Annotated in this window: 12 protein-coding genes and 1 pseudogene; 3 read left to right on the forward strand and 10 right to left on the reverse strand. The window is 58.2% G+C overall.

Features of this window, described 5'->3' with window-relative positions; genetic code table 11:
• Positions 1-103 precede the first annotated feature (103 nt).
• Entirely contained in the window at positions 104-946 is an 843-nt protein-coding gene (yghU, locus tag AO065_RS19550) for a glutathione-dependent disulfide-bond oxidoreductase (RefSeq protein ID WP_004883753.1), read from the reverse strand.
• 395 nt (positions 947-1,341) lie between these two features.
• Here yghU and AO065_RS19555 point away from each other — a divergent pair, with 395 nt between their 5' ends.
• Together AO065_RS19555 and AO065_RS19560 are read left to right on the forward strand one after the other, a co-directional pair.
• A complete protein-coding gene (locus tag AO065_RS19555; RefSeq protein WP_050562181.1) occupies positions 1,342-3,582 on the forward strand; it encodes an autotransporter family protein in 2,241 nt (746 codons plus the stop codon).
• Entirely contained in the window at positions 3,582-4,445 is an 864-nt protein-coding gene (locus AO065_RS19560; protein WP_004883755.1) for a hypothetical protein, read from the forward strand. The genes AO065_RS19555 and AO065_RS19560 overlap by 1 nt, the downstream gene beginning before the upstream one ends.
• Before the next feature lie 20 nt (positions 4,446-4,465).
• On the opposite strand, the gene AO065_RS19565 is transcribed toward AO065_RS19560, so the two are convergent.
• The 3 genes from AO065_RS19565 to AO065_RS19575 form a co-directional block, all read right to left on the reverse strand.
• On the reverse strand, positions 4,466-5,752 hold the full coding sequence (locus AO065_RS19565) for an alpha/beta hydrolase family protein (RefSeq protein WP_235811606.1): 1,287 nt from the start codon (positions 5,750-5,752) through the stop codon (positions 4,466-4,468).
• On the reverse strand, positions 5,706-6,371 hold the full coding sequence (locus tag AO065_RS19570; RefSeq protein WP_004883757.1) for a glutathione S-transferase N-terminal domain-containing protein: 666 nt from the start codon (positions 6,369-6,371) through the stop codon (positions 5,706-5,708). Before AO065_RS19570 ends, AO065_RS19565 begins: the two co-directional genes overlap by 47 nt.
• Before the next feature lie 418 nt (positions 6,372-6,789).
• Positions 6,790-7,527 (reverse strand): LexA family transcriptional regulator, encoded by a 738-nt coding sequence (locus AO065_RS19575; RefSeq protein ID WP_004883758.1) that lies wholly within the window; start codon positions 7,525-7,527, stop codon positions 6,790-6,792.
• A gap of 505 nt (positions 7,528-8,032) precedes the next feature.
• Between AO065_RS19575 and AO065_RS19580 the strand changes: the two are divergent.
• Positions 8,033-8,419: pseudogene (locus AO065_RS19580) on the forward strand (Fic family protein); the annotation flags it as partial.
• Positions 8,420-8,510: 91 nt separating this feature from the next.
• On the opposite strand, the gene ppa reads toward AO065_RS19580, so the two are convergent.
• The 6 genes from ppa to AO065_RS19610 form a co-directional block, all read right to left on the reverse strand.
• On the reverse strand, positions 8,511-9,038 hold the full coding sequence (gene ppa, locus AO065_RS19585) for an inorganic diphosphatase (protein ID WP_004883760.1): 528 nt from the start codon (positions 9,036-9,038) through the stop codon (positions 8,511-8,513).
• A gap of 109 nt (positions 9,039-9,147) precedes the next feature.
• Positions 9,148-9,960, reverse strand: a complete 813-nt coding sequence (locus tag AO065_RS19590) for a M90 family metallopeptidase (RefSeq protein WP_004883761.1) — start codon at positions 9,958-9,960, stop codon at positions 9,148-9,150.
• Positions 9,961-9,963: 3 nt separating this feature from the next.
• The gene (locus tag AO065_RS19595) at positions 9,964-10,611 is read right to left on the reverse strand and encodes a DedA family protein (protein ID WP_004883762.1); all 648 of its coding nucleotides are present in this window, start codon (positions 10,609-10,611) and stop codon (positions 9,964-9,966) included.
• A gap of 190 nt (positions 10,612-10,801) precedes the next feature.
• Positions 10,802-11,263 (reverse strand): GNAT family N-acetyltransferase, encoded by a 462-nt coding sequence (locus AO065_RS19600; protein ID WP_004883763.1) that lies wholly within the window; start codon positions 11,261-11,263, stop codon positions 10,802-10,804.
• Positions 11,264-11,348: 85 nt separating this feature from the next.
• Complete coding sequence (gene eutC, locus AO065_RS19605; protein WP_004883764.1) at positions 11,349-12,227, reverse strand: ethanolamine ammonia-lyase subunit EutC; 879 nt, start codon at positions 12,225-12,227, stop codon at positions 11,349-11,351.
• On the reverse strand, positions 12,224-13,618 hold the full coding sequence (locus AO065_RS19610) for an ethanolamine ammonia-lyase subunit EutB (RefSeq protein ID WP_004883765.1): 1,395 nt from the start codon (positions 13,616-13,618) through the stop codon (positions 12,224-12,226). Before AO065_RS19610 ends, eutC begins: the two co-directional genes overlap by 4 nt.
• Positions 13,619-14,091: the final 473 nt, after the last annotated feature.

The raw sequence follows: 14,091 nt of genomic DNA on the forward strand, positions 1-14,091 counted from the left end.
GTCAGATGGCGGATCAACAGCGCATAAGGTTAAGCGATGTTGGCCATCGTGTCGGCACTGATGTGATGCTGGTTGAAGCATCACAACAGCGCCGCGTGACGCCTTACTTGTCCAGATCAGACGCCTGATGCCGCTCTGGAACCTGCTCCGATTCCTCGCCCCAGGTGCGATTCACCTTCTTGCCGCGTATCACGGCAGGCCGCGCTGCGATTTCTTCGGTCCAGCGGATCAGGTTCGGGTATTCGTGCACCGATAGAAACTCTGCCGCCGAATACACCTTGTTCTGCACCAGCGCGCCATACCATGGCCAGACCGCGATGTCGGCGATGGTGTAAGTGTCGCCTCCCAGATAACGGCTTTCTCCAAGACGACGGTTCAGCACGTCCAGCTGACGCTTGGCTTCCATGGCGAAACGGTTGATCGGGTATTCCAGTTTCTCTGGCGCGTAGGCGTAGAAATGCCCGAAACCACCGCCCAGATAAGGCGCTGCGCCCATCTGCCAGAACAGCCAGTTCAATGTTTCGGTCCGCCCGGCCGTATCAGCGGGCAGGAAGCTGGAAAACTTCTCCGCGAGGTACAGCAGAATCGATCCCGATTCGAACACACGCACGGGCGTGTCGTGACTGCGATCCACCAGCGCCGGGATCTTCGAGTTCGGATTGACTCCGACGAACCCACTGGAGAACTGATCGCCCTCGGAGATTTTGATCAGCCACGCATCGTATTCCGCGCCGCTGTGTCCCAGTTCCAGCAGTTCCTCCAGCATGATCGTGACCTTGACGCCGTTCGGCGTGGCCAGCGAATAAAGCTGCAGCGGGTGCTTGCCGACCGGCAGCTCCTTTTCGTGCGTAGGGCCGGCGGTGGGACGATTGATACTGGCGAAGGTGCCGCCTGACGCGGCTTCGTGCTGCCAGACCTTGGGCGGGGTATAAGGAGTGTCAGTCATACGGAAGGCCTCAGTGAGTGGTGTGAGGAGGGAGTCGTTGAATGCTGAAGGTATGAGTTGAAAATCATGTCAGGCGTTCGATTGCAGATTTTTCAGTCTGCAACGGCGAGCTGTTGTGCAGCAGATTGCTGCACAAATCGCGGATTTCGTAGTTTTATTTTATTTATGAGTGGTCTCGAGTACAGGCTGTTGTCGTTTTAATGACGTCAAATAAATGATGTCATTATGATGGCCTTTCTGTATCCTCGCCGCGCCCTTCTGCGCGACGCCACTGCCCGCTATTACAGTCAGGTTCTACCACGCACGGAAGCTTGTCCAATACGCTGTTAAAGGAATGAACTGTGATCCCTGTTCTGCGCAAGACCCTGCTCGCCCTCTCGGTGGCCGCCTACGCGATGCCCGCATTCGCCGAAACCGTTCAACTGACCAATTCCGGTTTCAAAAGCCAGGGCCAGACTCACACTGGCAACCTCGACATGGGCGGAAGTTATAGCGGGAGCGGTTTGCAGAATATCGTCGGTCTCAACGGTTCGAGGGTCGACAAGGATCTGATTCTCAATGCCGTCATCAGCAGCAGCGGAGAAGGGGTGAAAGGTGTCAGCGTGGAGGGGGGCAAGATCGTCGGCACCTTCTTCAATCGTGGCCAGATCGATGTCTCCGGCAAGGGTGCGACGGGTGTTGACCTGACCACCAGCAGCTCGGGGGCTTTTGCAGAGCTTGGCTATTTCAACAACCAGGGCACCATTGTCGCTACAGGTGAAAACGCTGAAGGCGTGCGGATCGACGGCGCCAGCTTCACCGGCAACACCACGCACCTGACCAACGACGGGACTATACGCGGGCAGGGTACCGCCATCGCCATCGGTAATACCCGCTTCAATTTGCCGGGCGCCCAGCCGTGGTTCCTTGAAAGAGGCGACTTCAATATCTTCAACAATGGCTCGATCATTTCTGCCGACAAGGCCATCGATGCCTCGGCAAGCAATCGCCCGGTCGAACTGATCCTGCGCAAGGGCAGTGTCATTGTCGGCAACCTGATAGACCTGAGTAATATTGAACTGGAAGGTGACACGTCCTTCACGGCGACCAATACCAGCACTGACGGCTATAACATCCGTCTGAAAAAGGATGGTTTGATCCTTGTTGGCGATACGGGCAGCCCGGCGACCACCTTTACGCTGGAAGCTCCGCACACCAGCATCAATGGCGGCATTTACGTCGCAGGCAACGCTGCGCTGGCCCTGAATCTCAGCAGCGCCACCAACGTGAATACGGCCGTCCTGAGAGTCACCGACGCCGCCCAGTTCGAACCAGGTGCCCAGATCAGGCTGGCCGCCAAGGGTGAGGATTTCAGCGCCACAGGCACTACCTACAAACTGCTCGAAGCAGGCCGAATTGATCTGCTTGACAAAGAGGGTGTGAAAGTCGACCCGAACGGCAAGCTTGATGTCGTCAGCACATCGGCGCTGCTCAACGTCGACAGTTACACCGTCAGCGGTACTCAAGTGGTTGCGGTGGTGACGGCCAAAGGCAAGGAACAGGTTGCCCAGATCGTCACCGATAACGGCGGCTCTACCAATAGCCAGAAAACGCTGGTCAACCTCGTTGATGACAGCATCATCGGCAAAATGAACGATAGCGATCCGTTCAAGCAAGCCTTGCTGAACGCTGATGAAGCTCAGGTTGCCAAGCTGGCTTCGCAACTGACACCGGAAATCAACGGCGGCGCAACCCGTGCCGCGACCACCAGCCAGAGCCTGATCAGTGGCGTCACCGGCAGCCGCACCAGCTCGATACGCGGCGCGTCGTCGGGCGAAGGTTTCAAGGATGCGGGCGTATGGGTCCAGTCGCTTTATAGCGACGCCACTCAAGGCCAGCGTGACGGCGTGGCGGGCTACAACGCCTATAGCCACGGCGTTGCAGTCGGCGCTGACGGCAAGTTGAACGAGAACCTGACCGTGGGTCTGGCGTACAGCTTCATCAATACCGACGTGAATGGCAAAAACGGCAACAAGACCGAAGTCGACAGCCATGCATTCACCCTGTACAGCGGTTTCGAGCTGGGCAACTACTTTGTCGATTCCAGCCTGACCTACGGCTTCAACGACAACCAGGGCAAACGCAGCATCGCCGGTACGCGTGCCAAATCGGACTATGACAGCGACCTGTTGGGCCTGAATCTGGTGGGCGGCTACACCTACCACGTCACCCCGCAAACGCTGATCGAGCCACGATTGGCTGCGCGTTACAGCCAGGTGAACATCGACGGCTATCGCGAGAAAAACTCGTCGGCCGCGTTGAAGGTCGAAGACCAGCGCTATGAAGCCATCGAGCTGGGCGCGGGTGTACGCGTGGCGGGCAGCTTCGCTCTCGGCGCGGGAACGCTGGAACCGCAAGCCAAACTGATGGCGTATCACGATTTCGCCGCCGACGAGGCCAAGAGCACATCGACCTTCCTGCTCGGCAGCACACCGTTCGTGACCAGCGGTGCCAAGGCGGTACGCGACAGCTACGAAGCAGGCGTGGGTGCGGACTACAAGCTGGGGGCGATCACCCTTGGCCTGAATTACGACTACATCGGCAAGTCGGATTTCGATGCCGATGTGTTCTCGGCAAAAGTGCGTTACGACTTCTGATGACGAACTCCCGTCCCGGCCCTTATCGCTGGGGCGTTTTCCTTCAGGCTTTGATGGCGCTGCTGATCGGCGCCCTCATCGCAGGCTGCCAATCGCCGCGTCAGGCATTGCAACAACTGGCTGACGAGCATGGTCGGCAACTGCAAATCCTGCCCGGCCAGCCGTTCGGGCTGGCTGCGCTGCTGCCGAACCATGTTCCGCCTGCGGGCCGTCTGCGCGTTTACCTTGAAGGCGACGGTCATGCCTGGGCCACTGCGACCCAACCCAGCCTCGACCCCAGCCCCCGAAAATTGCTGGTGCCGCGTCTGGCCATCGACGACCCGACACCCAACGCCTACCTCGCACGACCTTGCCAGTTCCTCACCTCGCCTGGCTGCAAGACAGCGCTCTGGACAGATCGACGTTTCTCGCAGGAGGTCGTCACCAGCCTCAGCCAGGCACTTGACCTTCTGAAACAGCGTTATGGCAACCCGTCATTCGAACTGGTCGGCTACTCCGGCGGGGCCGCCCTGGCGCTGCTGCTGGCTGCTCAGCGAGATGACGTGACCCAAGTCCAGACGCTCGCAGGCAACCTCAGCCCGCGCCTATGGGCACACACCCATCACCTGACACCCCTTGCAGGCTCACTCGATCCACTGGACTACCCGCGTCGGTTGGCGGGCATCCCTCAACGGCATTTCTCAGGGGCTCTGGATGAAGTCGTTCCGACTGCGCTGGCACAGGCGTATCGCGAGCGGTTGCGCAGCGGTGTGTGCAATCGGGTGGTGGTGGTTGAGGGCGTGAGCCATGAGGCCGGATGGGACAGGGTCTGGAGGCTTTGGAGAGATCGGGGGCTAGACAGGTCTGGTGAGTGTGCGGATTAGCGGCTGACGTCCGGCGTCCTTCAGTGGGAGCTGGCGTCAACTTGCGCACCTGAAGCCATCAGATGGTTGCCTAGCGCGTAGACGGTGCAAGCGGGTCGATCGCCAATAACATTCTTTTGACAGTATTCCATCGCCTTGGCGGCGGCATCGTCTTGAGTTCGCTCACCCTTACTCCAGCCCCAGACACCTTTGCCATTGGTTGCGAACGCTTTCTCGTACGACTGGTCTTGCGCATATGCACGCAAGGCGTCCTTTGCTGCAGCACTCAGTTCTGCGGGTGCGGGAAGATCGGTTGCAGGCAGTGCCACGATTTCCTGAGATGCAAGCTGCTGTTTGTTCAGAAAGTCGGCAACGGTATTCCACCACGTTTGTTCAGGCGCCCATTCTATAAAGACATGACCGTTTTTTTCGAATGCCGGAGCCTCCTGAAACTCACCGATGCCTCCGGCAGAGAGATAGGTATCAAACATCTCTCTGCTCAGCGGCATAGGAAACACCTCGTCATTAACGGCATAAAGCCAGAGGGCAGGCACGTGTGACCGCCTGCCAAAGCTTGCGATGGATGCTAACAAGTGCTCTTTGTCGCAAACCCCACCCGACTTGATTGCGCCACGACCACCATCGAAGTTGATGATCGCTTGCACGCCCGGAGGATTGTCGGCACCGGCAGCCAATACCGCGAAGCCTCCTGCAGATTGCCCCATCATGATGGCTTCATCAGGCGAGGCCCACGATTCAAGCCGGATGGCGCTCAGAGCGGCGATGAGATCGTCGGCTGCAATTTTACCGGCCCTCGCATGATGGGGATGCTCGCAGGTTCCAACCTGGTGCTGGTACTCGGTGACGCCTGAAGACTTTCCATACCCTTGGCGCATGACCACAACTGACGCGTAGCCATGACGAGCAAAGGCTATCGCCGCCGATGAAAATCGGTTAGGGCTGATAGCGCGATCAATCTGATTGCCATCGGTGCCATGGGTGATCAACGCAACCGGCCAGCGTCCAGGCCTGTCGGGGCGTGTGACAAACGCATCCAGCGTCGCCCTCTGTCCGTCAGGCAGGCTGATGTTCAGGACAAGAGGCTCTCTGACAAGGCCGTCAATCTGGTCGTTGACCTCAGGCGTTTGTGTCCAGCCGATGGTTGTCCAGGCAAGCAGAAAGGGCAGCAGTATCCAGGCGAAAGATGATTGTTTGAACGCCATTTGATGAGCCTCTTGAGTGCTTTCAGGAAGTGGCTTTTTATTAAGGTCAGGGCCTTGTTCAAGCTGACAGGCGTTGTGTGTGATTTGAACCAGCTTTTTCGGCAAAAGTACTATCAGGCAGACGCGTTACATTCAAGCATGCAGTGGCTTGGACCGAGGATCTGCGCTGCATATGCTCCATAAACCTTTCGATTGCCTGCAGGTCACTCAAATTTATGTTCAGGTGGATAGCATGTTGCACCGCTACGAAGGCATAAGCGTCTGCAACCGTGAAGTGATGGCCCATCAACCAGGCCCCTCTGCAAAGCTGTTCATCCAGCCACTCATACGGCCCGCGTAGCCATTGGCGATAGTAGGCCGCAGTCGTCGTGTCGATACGCGGACTCAACAGGACGCTGTTGGCTTTATGCATCTCGGTCGCAATGAAGTTCAAGGTTTCCAGCAAACGAATACGTTCAAGTGTTCCATGCATTGGCGCGAGTTCAAGGCAGGGCGCCTGGTCGGCAATACAGGTCAGGATGACCGCCAACTCGCTGATTCGCTCGCCGTCGTGCAACTCCAGCAGCGGGACATAGCCCTTGGGATTGATCTCATGAAAGTCGGTACCGTCCAGCAACGACTGATTGCGGAGATCGACCTCAACCAATCTGAACGCGAGCCCCGTTTCGTGCAGCGCAATCTGCGCCGCCAGCGAGTAGGTTCCGGGTGAGTAATAAAGCGTCATCATCAGTCGTTAGCCGCCGTTGTCAGGACCTTGCGCCGGGATCGTTTCCCTGTTGGGTTATCTGAGCATGGCGGGGTGTCAGTTTCTGGCACCAGGGTTTGGGTTGAGAAGATATGTGGCGCGTAATGAGGACGATGACGCCGTGCTGAAACGTACGATTTCGGTGGGTGGGGCTGGCTTTCGGCAGGCGTTAAAAAGCCGGCTTGTGGCCGGCTTCTCGTGGGCAGTTTTGGTCTATTTTTGGTAAACCGCAATCGCCTGCAAAAGGTGCATTCGCAAGGAATGCTGATAAGAGAGCAGGGCAGATGCGTCATCTGCCGTGCTGTGGCATCGCCGCTGGGCGGGGATGCTTTGGATGGCGGACAGCATACTGATGTTTGCCGCCCATGCCCAGCCTTGATGTGCCATCACGCCAGTGTCAGAACAGCAGCATCGCATTTCTCCGGCTGTTGAGGGTGGACCACCAGAAGATCCAGCCCAGGATGCGGATGCGTTCGTCTTCGATGTCTTCGGCGCTGAAGATTTCGTCGGGGTATTCGGCGTCGTTGTGGCTGCGCAGGCGCAGGCCGCCGTTGGGCAGGCGGTAGAGATAGCGCACGCGCAGGATGCCGCCGTGTTCGATAGCGTAGATTTCGCCGTCGATCACCTGCGTCAGTTCACGGTCCACTCCCAGAATCGAGCCATCCTGGATCTTGTCGGCCATGCTGTTGCCGACCATGGCGACGCACAGACAGTTTCTGGGGTCGATGCCCATGGTTTGCAGGACCTGCAGCGGCAGACGGATTTTTTGTCCTGGGGCTTCGGCCAGGACGGTTTTGCTGACGCCATGGGTGGATTCGATTTCCTTGAAGATCTGAATTTCCACGTCTCCACGCAGCATGTTTCTTCCTTGATCCTGATGGACGATCAGTCGAGTGTCGCCGCCGTTGTTTTCATTGGCGGAGTCGGTTGGGTGTTTGGGGCCTTCGCCGGTGCGCAGCCAGCGGGCGTTAACGGTTAATAATTCAGCCACCTCATCAATACGCGCCATGGGGACGCCGCGCTTGAACCAGTTATTGACGTGTTGCGGCGTGATCTTGCGGTTGGCAGCAAAATCAGTCGCAGTGAGGTGGCACTCTTTGAGAAGGATGCGGAGTCGATCGCCTGATGTATTCATGGGGCCGAGTTTACTGGCGCGATCAGGACGTTTAAATGAACGAGGTGTTGATGTCGGCGTTGTCGCTGGGGGTGTGCGGCTAGAGGTATTACAGACGGGACGTTTGTTGTGTAGGCATGTTCCGTAATCGCCGAATTTTGGATAAACGCTGAGGGATTTGTTCAGGCCGGGTGTGCGGGCGTTGACGGGATGTTTATTGCGAGAGAGCGATTAAACGCATTTTTAAACGTAGTTTTTGAAGAATGACCTTCATTTATAACGGATTTCGCGTTTGGGTATCAGCCATCGGTTATCAAGCACTCCTGCTTTGCGCCATTGCGCAAGACTGAGCTTTAACGACGTGATAATAAAATGTGTCGCTACCGACGACATGAGTGGAGAACGTGTCGCTAAAAATGAAAAATAACGACACGTAAGCTTCGTATCAGGGCCTGTACGGCGTTGGCCGCAGCTAAACCGGCGGCTGAGCATTCCCAGCCAAGCGACACTGATCAATACCTTATCGCTGCTGGATATCACCAGAGAGCAGGCTTGAGAGCCGTGGTTGTTATTTATGCTTAGCGCCGTAGAAGAAACAGCACTCTGGACCTGCGGCAAAATTTCAGCCATTCGTAGTTTGTCAGAGCATACAGCTCAGTTCGTCCGTGATCGACTGCCCAAGACGTATTCACGCGAGCTGGTAGATGTAATATTCGAGCAGCCCTATTGCCGCATCAGCAACGTTGTCGATAAAGAAATTGCCCAGCGTCAGGCAGCGTCTCGCTATCTGAAGGATTTGGTAAGCATTGATGTCTTGCAAGAAGCGCAGGTAGGTAAGGAAAAGCTCTTCATCCACCCCAGGCTAATGAGGCTTTTGGCTCACGATAGCAATGATTTCAAACGCTATGCTTGATTCATTTGGAGGGCGCAAGGTGCGTATATCTTGAGGGGGATAAATGCCAAGACACCCGCACCGCAGGTGTCTCGACATGGCAAACCGTCAATCAGCCTTTGAAGGCTGCAACCGATTTGGTGATTTCAGCACGGGCGGCTTCTGCGTCGCCCCAGCCTTCGATCTTGACCCATTTGCCTTTTTCGAGATCCTTGTAGTTCTCGAAGAAGTGCTTGATCTGCTCAAGCAGCAGGGCTGGCAGGTCGGTGTACTCTTTGACGTCGACGTACAGCTGGGACAGTTTGTCGTGCGGGACTGCGATGACTTTGGCATCGCCGCCGCCGTCGTCGGTCATGTGCAGGATGCCGACCGGGCGTGCGCGGATGACCGAACCCGGGGAAACCGGGTATGGGGTCACGACCAGCACGTCGAGGGGGTCGCCGTCATCCGCCAGGGTGTTGGGGATGAAGCCGTAGTTGGCTGGGTAGAACATTGGGGTGGCCATGAAACGATCAACGAACAGGCAATCGGTGTCTTTGTCGATTTCGTACTTGATCGGCGCGTGGTTGGCCGGGATTTCGATCGCGACGTAGATGTCGTTCGGCAGGTCTTTACCTGCCGGAATCTTGCTGTAGCTCATTGGGCTTTGCCCCCGTAGTTGACCAGACAGATTTTGGCGCGAACCGCCAAAAAGTGGTCCGGATTATAGGCATATTCTGTTTTGGTTGCCACGCGCGGGGTTGGCGGTTTCAGTCGGTGTCCTTGTAAGCCGGGTCCTGCTCTTGCAAAGCCTTCAGCCGGGCGAGGGTGTCCTGGCGGTAGAAGGCTTTGAGTTGGTCGTAGACAGCGGGATAGCTGGCGTGCAACAGGTCCGGGGCGCTGAAAAAGTATTCGCTGGTGACGGCGAAAAATTCGGCGGCGTCCTGAGCAGCGTACGGGTCGATGGTGGTTTCGGCGTCTGGGTTCAGGTCGAGCTGACGGTTGAGGTCGTCGAAGGCACTCTGCATGATGCTGGCCCACTCGGTAACGCGCATATCGCTGTGCAGCGGTGGCAGACCGTTGGCGTCGCCGTTGAGCATGTCCAGTTTGTGTGCCAGCTCGTGGATCACCAGGTTGTAGCCGTCCCAGTCACCGCTCGACATCACGCCTGGCCAGGCCAGAATCACCGGGCCTTGCAGCCATGCCTCGCCGCTGTGTTCGCCGTCCCATTCGTGTTCGATGCCGCTGGCGTCGCGATGACGCTGCGGGCTGACGAAGTCGTCAGGGTAAAGCACGATCTCGTGAAAGCCCTGATACCAGTTCAGGTCGCCGAGATTCAGCAACGGCAGTTGCGCCTGTGCGGCCAGATACAGCCGGTGTTCATCGTTCAGTTCAACGCCCGGTAGTGCGGTCAGGTGCTTGTCGTGTAGAAACAACACGCAGGCATCGCGCAACTGCGCTTCCTGTTCTGCGCTCAGGCCGTCGAGGATCGGCAGGCGCTGGCGAACGGTTTGCCACAGCTCAGTGGAAACCGGGTGCTTCGCCAGCGTGCGTTGCCTGCGCCAGTTGCTGAATGACCACATGGGTCAGCTGACGTCGACAGAGCGGCCTGTGCGGCTGCGCACGACGCCGATGATCATCGGCAGCAGGGAAAGCACGATGATTGCCAGGACCAGGAACGTCAGGTTCTGCTTGATGAACGGCACGTTGCCGAAGAAGAAGCCGAGCGTGACCAGACTGCCCACCCACAGCACCGAACCCAGCATGCTGAAACCGACGAAGCGCGGGTAATGCATGCGGCCGACGCCCGCCACGAAGGGGGCGAAAGTGCGGATGATCGGCAGGAAGCGCGCCAGCGTAACGGTCTTGCCGCCATGACGCTCGTAGAACGCCTGGGTGCGCAGCAGGTAGTCGCGACGGAAAATCTTCGACCTGGGGTTGCTGAACAGTTTTTCACCCGCCGTGCGGCCTATGACGTAGTTCGTGCTGTCGCCCAGTATCGCTGCCAGCATCAACAGCCCGGCGAGCAGAACCGGGTCCATGCCGCCACCGGCTGCAACGGCACCTGCGATGAACAACAGGGAGTCGCCCGGCAGGAACGGCATGATCACCAGACCGGTCTCGCAGAAGATCACTAGAAACAGAATCGCGTAGATCCACGTGCCGTAGTTGGTCACCAGCATGTCGAGGTAAACATCGAGATGCAGGATGAGGTCGAGCGGGTTGAATTCCATTGAAGCACCTGAGGCGAGAACCCTGATCCGGGTCGCATGCGGAAGAAACTACGTGTGCAGTACGCGCGGCATTATAGAAGGAGAATGCGGGCAGAGGGCCGCAAGCTTTCAACAGAGATGTTACAACTGTTGCGAGGCAGGAGGTATGGGCGAGCAAAAACGGAAAAATCCGGATTGCTCGCAAACACAATCAACGGTCCGAGTTGATCGGCAGCACGTAGTTCTTGAACTGGGTGTCTTCCTTGAATCCAATCGACTCGTAGACTTTTTGCGCCACGTCGTTGTTGCTGCTGGTCGACACGCGCATGCGCACGGCCTGGGTTTCCTTGGCCATTTTCTTGGCTTCTTTCATCAGGTGGTCGGCGACCAATTGTCTGCGGGCGTCTTCGGCGACGTAGATGTCGTTGAGAATCCAGACGCGCTTGAGCGACAGCGAGGAATAGCTGGGGTAGAGCTGGCAGAAGCCCAGCAGTCTGTTCTCGTCATCCTTCGCCAGCGCGAGATAAATCACTGACTCTTCGCGGCGCAGGCGCTTCTCCAGAAAGTCCCGCGACGAATCCGGGAATGGCAGCTCGCCGTAGAATTCACGGTATTTGACGAACAACGGGCAGAGCAGGTCCAGGTGTTCGAGCGTGGCTTTTATGATCCGCATGGTCGGGCCTCAACTTCACTATGGGCTAATGCAATGCGCCAGGATGGTCACAGCGATGCTGACTGGCGGCTTTAGAAAGCGCAATCTAATGCGGGTCGTCGGGACCGGCGAGCAGGAAATTGCCAGTGCGTCTGTTCAGGTTGTCGGCGGCCTCGTCGGATTCCACAGTCTTGAGCTCGGCTTCGTCCTTGAGTTTTACCCCTGACACCTGACGGCAGCAGGCCTCGCGCATCAGGTATAGCAGGCGATGGGCTGCCATCCCGTAGCTCAGGCCTTCCAGGCGGATGTTGGAGATGCAATTGCGGTGCGCGTCGTTGAGCCCCACTTTCGGCGCGTAGGTGAAATACAGGCCCAGGCTGTCAGGAGAACTGAGACCGGGGCGTTCGCCGATCAGGATCACCACCATTTTTGCGCCAAGCAGCTCGCCGATCTCGTCGGCGACGGCCACGCGACCCTGTTCCACCATGATCACAGGCGACAGCGTCCAGCCTTCTGCTTCAGCCTGTTCTTCCAGGCGCACCAGAAAGGGCACCGCGTGGCGATGAACGGCCAGCGCTGACAGGCCGTCGGCCACCACTATCGCCAGATCGAGCCCGCCCGGATGAGCGGCGGCGTAGTCGCGCAGCTGGCTGGCGGACTCATCGTTCAGGCGTCTTCCCAGATCCGGTCTTTGCAGATAGCTATCGCGGTCGGCGGCGGCGCTGTGCAGTAACAGGGTTTCACGGCCTTTTTCAGCCAATTGAGCGCTGATGGCCGCATGATCGAACGCCAGATGCACCGCATCGCGTGCCTGGGCATGGGCCAACTGAAAGTCCAGTTGCGCCGAGGTCGGCAGGCTGGTGCCGGTACGGCCCAAGGCAATACGAGCCGATGTCAGGCGACGCAGTTCCAGCCAGGGATTGGGCGGCGTGGCGTCCGGCTTGGCTTCAATGCTTTCCATTTCATTCACAGGCGGTTCCCTCATGCCAGATGCGCCAGGGCGTGGCGGAAGGCGGGCGGCAGGCTGTCGCCAAAACGCACACGTCCGTCGGCCTGCGTGAAGATGCCCATTTTTTCCAGCCAGGCCTCGTATTCCGGAGCCGGACGCAGGCCCAGGCTTTGCCGGGCATAGAGCGCGTCGTGGAACGAGGTGGTCTGGTAGTTGAGCATGATGTCGTCGGAGCCGGGGATACCCATGATGAAGTTGATCCCGGCGACGCCCAGCAGCGTGAGCAGCGTGTCCATGTCGTCCTGATCGGCTTCGGCATGGTTGGTGTAGCAGATATCGCAGCCCATCGGCACGCCCAGCAATTTGCCGCAAAAGTGGTCTTCAAGGCCGGCGCGGATGATCTGCTTGCCGTTGTACAGGTACTCCGGGCCGATGAAGCCAACCACGGTGTTGACCAGAAACGGATTGAAATGCCGTGCAACCGCGTAGGCGCGGGTCTCGCAGGTCTGTTGATCGACCCCATGGTGCGCGTTCGCCGACAGCGCACTGCCTTGTCCGGTCTCGAAATACATCAGGTTCTGCCCGAGCGTGCCTCGGTTGAGGCTCAGTCCCGCTTCGTAACCTTCCTGCAGCAGGTTCAGGTTGATACCGAAGCTGGCGTTGGCAGCTTCTGTGCCGGTGATCGACTGGAACACCAGGTCCACCGGCACGCCACGGTTGATCACTTCAATGGACGTCGTAACGTGGGTCAGCACGCAGGACTGGGTCGGAATCTCGTAGCGCTGGACGATGGCGTCGAGCATTTCCAGCAACGCGATGATGGACGAGGTGCTGTCGGTGGCCGGGTTGATGCCAATCATGGCGTCGCCGTTACCGTACAGCAGACCGTCCAGCACGCTGGCTGCAATACCGGAGGGATCATCGGTCGGGTGATTGGGCTGCAGGCGGGTCGACAGGCGACCGCGCAGGCCGACGGTGTTGCGAAAGCGCGTGACGACGCGGATTTTCTGCGAAACCAGTACCAGATCCTGTACACGCATGATCTTCGAAACGGCGGCAGCCATTTCCGGCGTCAGACCGGGAGCCAGTGCTCGCAGGCTGGTTTCATCGGTCTGATCGCTGAGCAGCCAGTCGCGAAAGCCGCCGACGGTCAGGTGACTGACAGGCGCGAAGGCGAGGGCGTCGTGGGTGTCGATGATCAGCCGCGTGACTTCGTCGTCTTCGTAAGGAATCAGCGCTTCTTCAAGAAAGTGCTTGAGCGGGATGTTGGCCAGCGCCATCTGCGCGGCTACACGCTCGCCATCGTTCTGCGCTGCGACGCCGGCCAGAAAATCGCCGGAACGCGCAGGGCTGGCCTTGGCCATGACTTCTTTGAGGCTGTCGAAGCGATACGTCTGCGCGCCGACAGAATGAGAAAAGCTCGCCATACAGATTCTCCATGACGTCCCGCTGCTCGCGTCGGACGTAGTCTTTCGGCCGAACCGGTGACGTCCCGGTTCAAACGACTGTGGGAAGCGATGTAAGCAATTAATACTCCATCCTGAGGATGAGTGCGAGTTTGCGGGGCGCAGCGGGTGGTGCTGAAGGGTGATGCGTTATGCCGGGGCATTGCCTGTTGAAAGAGTGCACGACGATAGTGCGTATAAAAATGACCGCACTTACGCAGAGCCCTGATCGTTATGCATAAGTCTGCCTCGACGCTGATCGTGCCCATCGCTCCGCGTGGGCATGCCGCCCGTGATGCTCCGCGTCACAAATGGCACAGACTGCGGATTCAGTGAGCCGAGCGCATGACGTGGATAACGCTGGAGCTNTCCACGCATCTGCGGCACATTCAAGAGCGGACGCGGAGCGTCCTGGGAGGCATTCCCACGCGGAGCGTAGGAACGATCAGCGTGAT

This window comes from Pseudomonas viridiflava (assembly GCF_001642795.1).
In the GTDB taxonomy this organism is placed as follows: domain Bacteria; phylum Pseudomonadota; class Gammaproteobacteria; order Pseudomonadales; family Pseudomonadaceae; genus Aquipseudomonas; species Aquipseudomonas viridiflava.

Excerpts from the sequence above, each read along its gene's own strand:
- yghU (WP_004883753.1), bottom strand. The coding sequence starts at position 946 with ATGACTGACACTCCTTATACCCCGCCCAAGGTCTGGCAGCACGAAGCC.
- AO065_RS19555 (WP_050562181.1), top strand. The coding sequence starts at position 1,342 with ATGCCCGCATTCGCCGAAACCGTTCAACTGACCAATTCCGGTTTCAAA.
- AO065_RS19560 (WP_004883755.1), top strand. The coding sequence starts at position 3,582 with ATGACGAACTCCCGTCCCGGCCCTTATCGCTGGGGCGTTTTCCTTCAG.
- AO065_RS19570 (WP_004883757.1), bottom strand. The coding sequence starts at position 6,371 with ATGACGCTTTATTACTCACCCGGAACCTACTCGCTGGCGGCGCAGATT.
- AO065_RS19575 (WP_004883758.1), bottom strand. The coding sequence starts at position 7,527 with ATGAATACATCAGGCGATCGACTCCGCATCCTTCTCAAAGAGTGCCAC.
- ppa (WP_004883760.1), bottom strand. The coding sequence starts at position 9,038 with ATGAGCTACAGCAAGATTCCGGCAGGTAAAGACCTGCCGAACGACATC.
- AO065_RS19590 (WP_004883761.1), bottom strand. The coding sequence starts at position 9,960 with ATGTGGTCATTCAGCAACTGGCGCAGGCAACGCACGCTGGCGAAGCAC.
- AO065_RS19595 (WP_004883762.1), bottom strand. The coding sequence starts at position 10,611 with ATGGAATTCAACCCGCTCGACCTCATCCTGCATCTCGATGTTTACCTC.
- AO065_RS19600 (WP_004883763.1), bottom strand. The coding sequence starts at position 11,263 with ATGCGGATCATAAAAGCCACGCTCGAACACCTGGACCTGCTCTGCCCG.
- eutC (WP_004883764.1), bottom strand. The coding sequence starts at position 12,227 with ATGAGGGAACCGCCTGTGAATGAAATGGAAAGCATTGAAGCCAAGCCG.
- AO065_RS19610 (WP_004883765.1), bottom strand. The coding sequence starts at position 13,618 with ATGGCGAGCTTTTCTCATTCTGTCGGCGCGCAGACGTATCGCTTCGAC.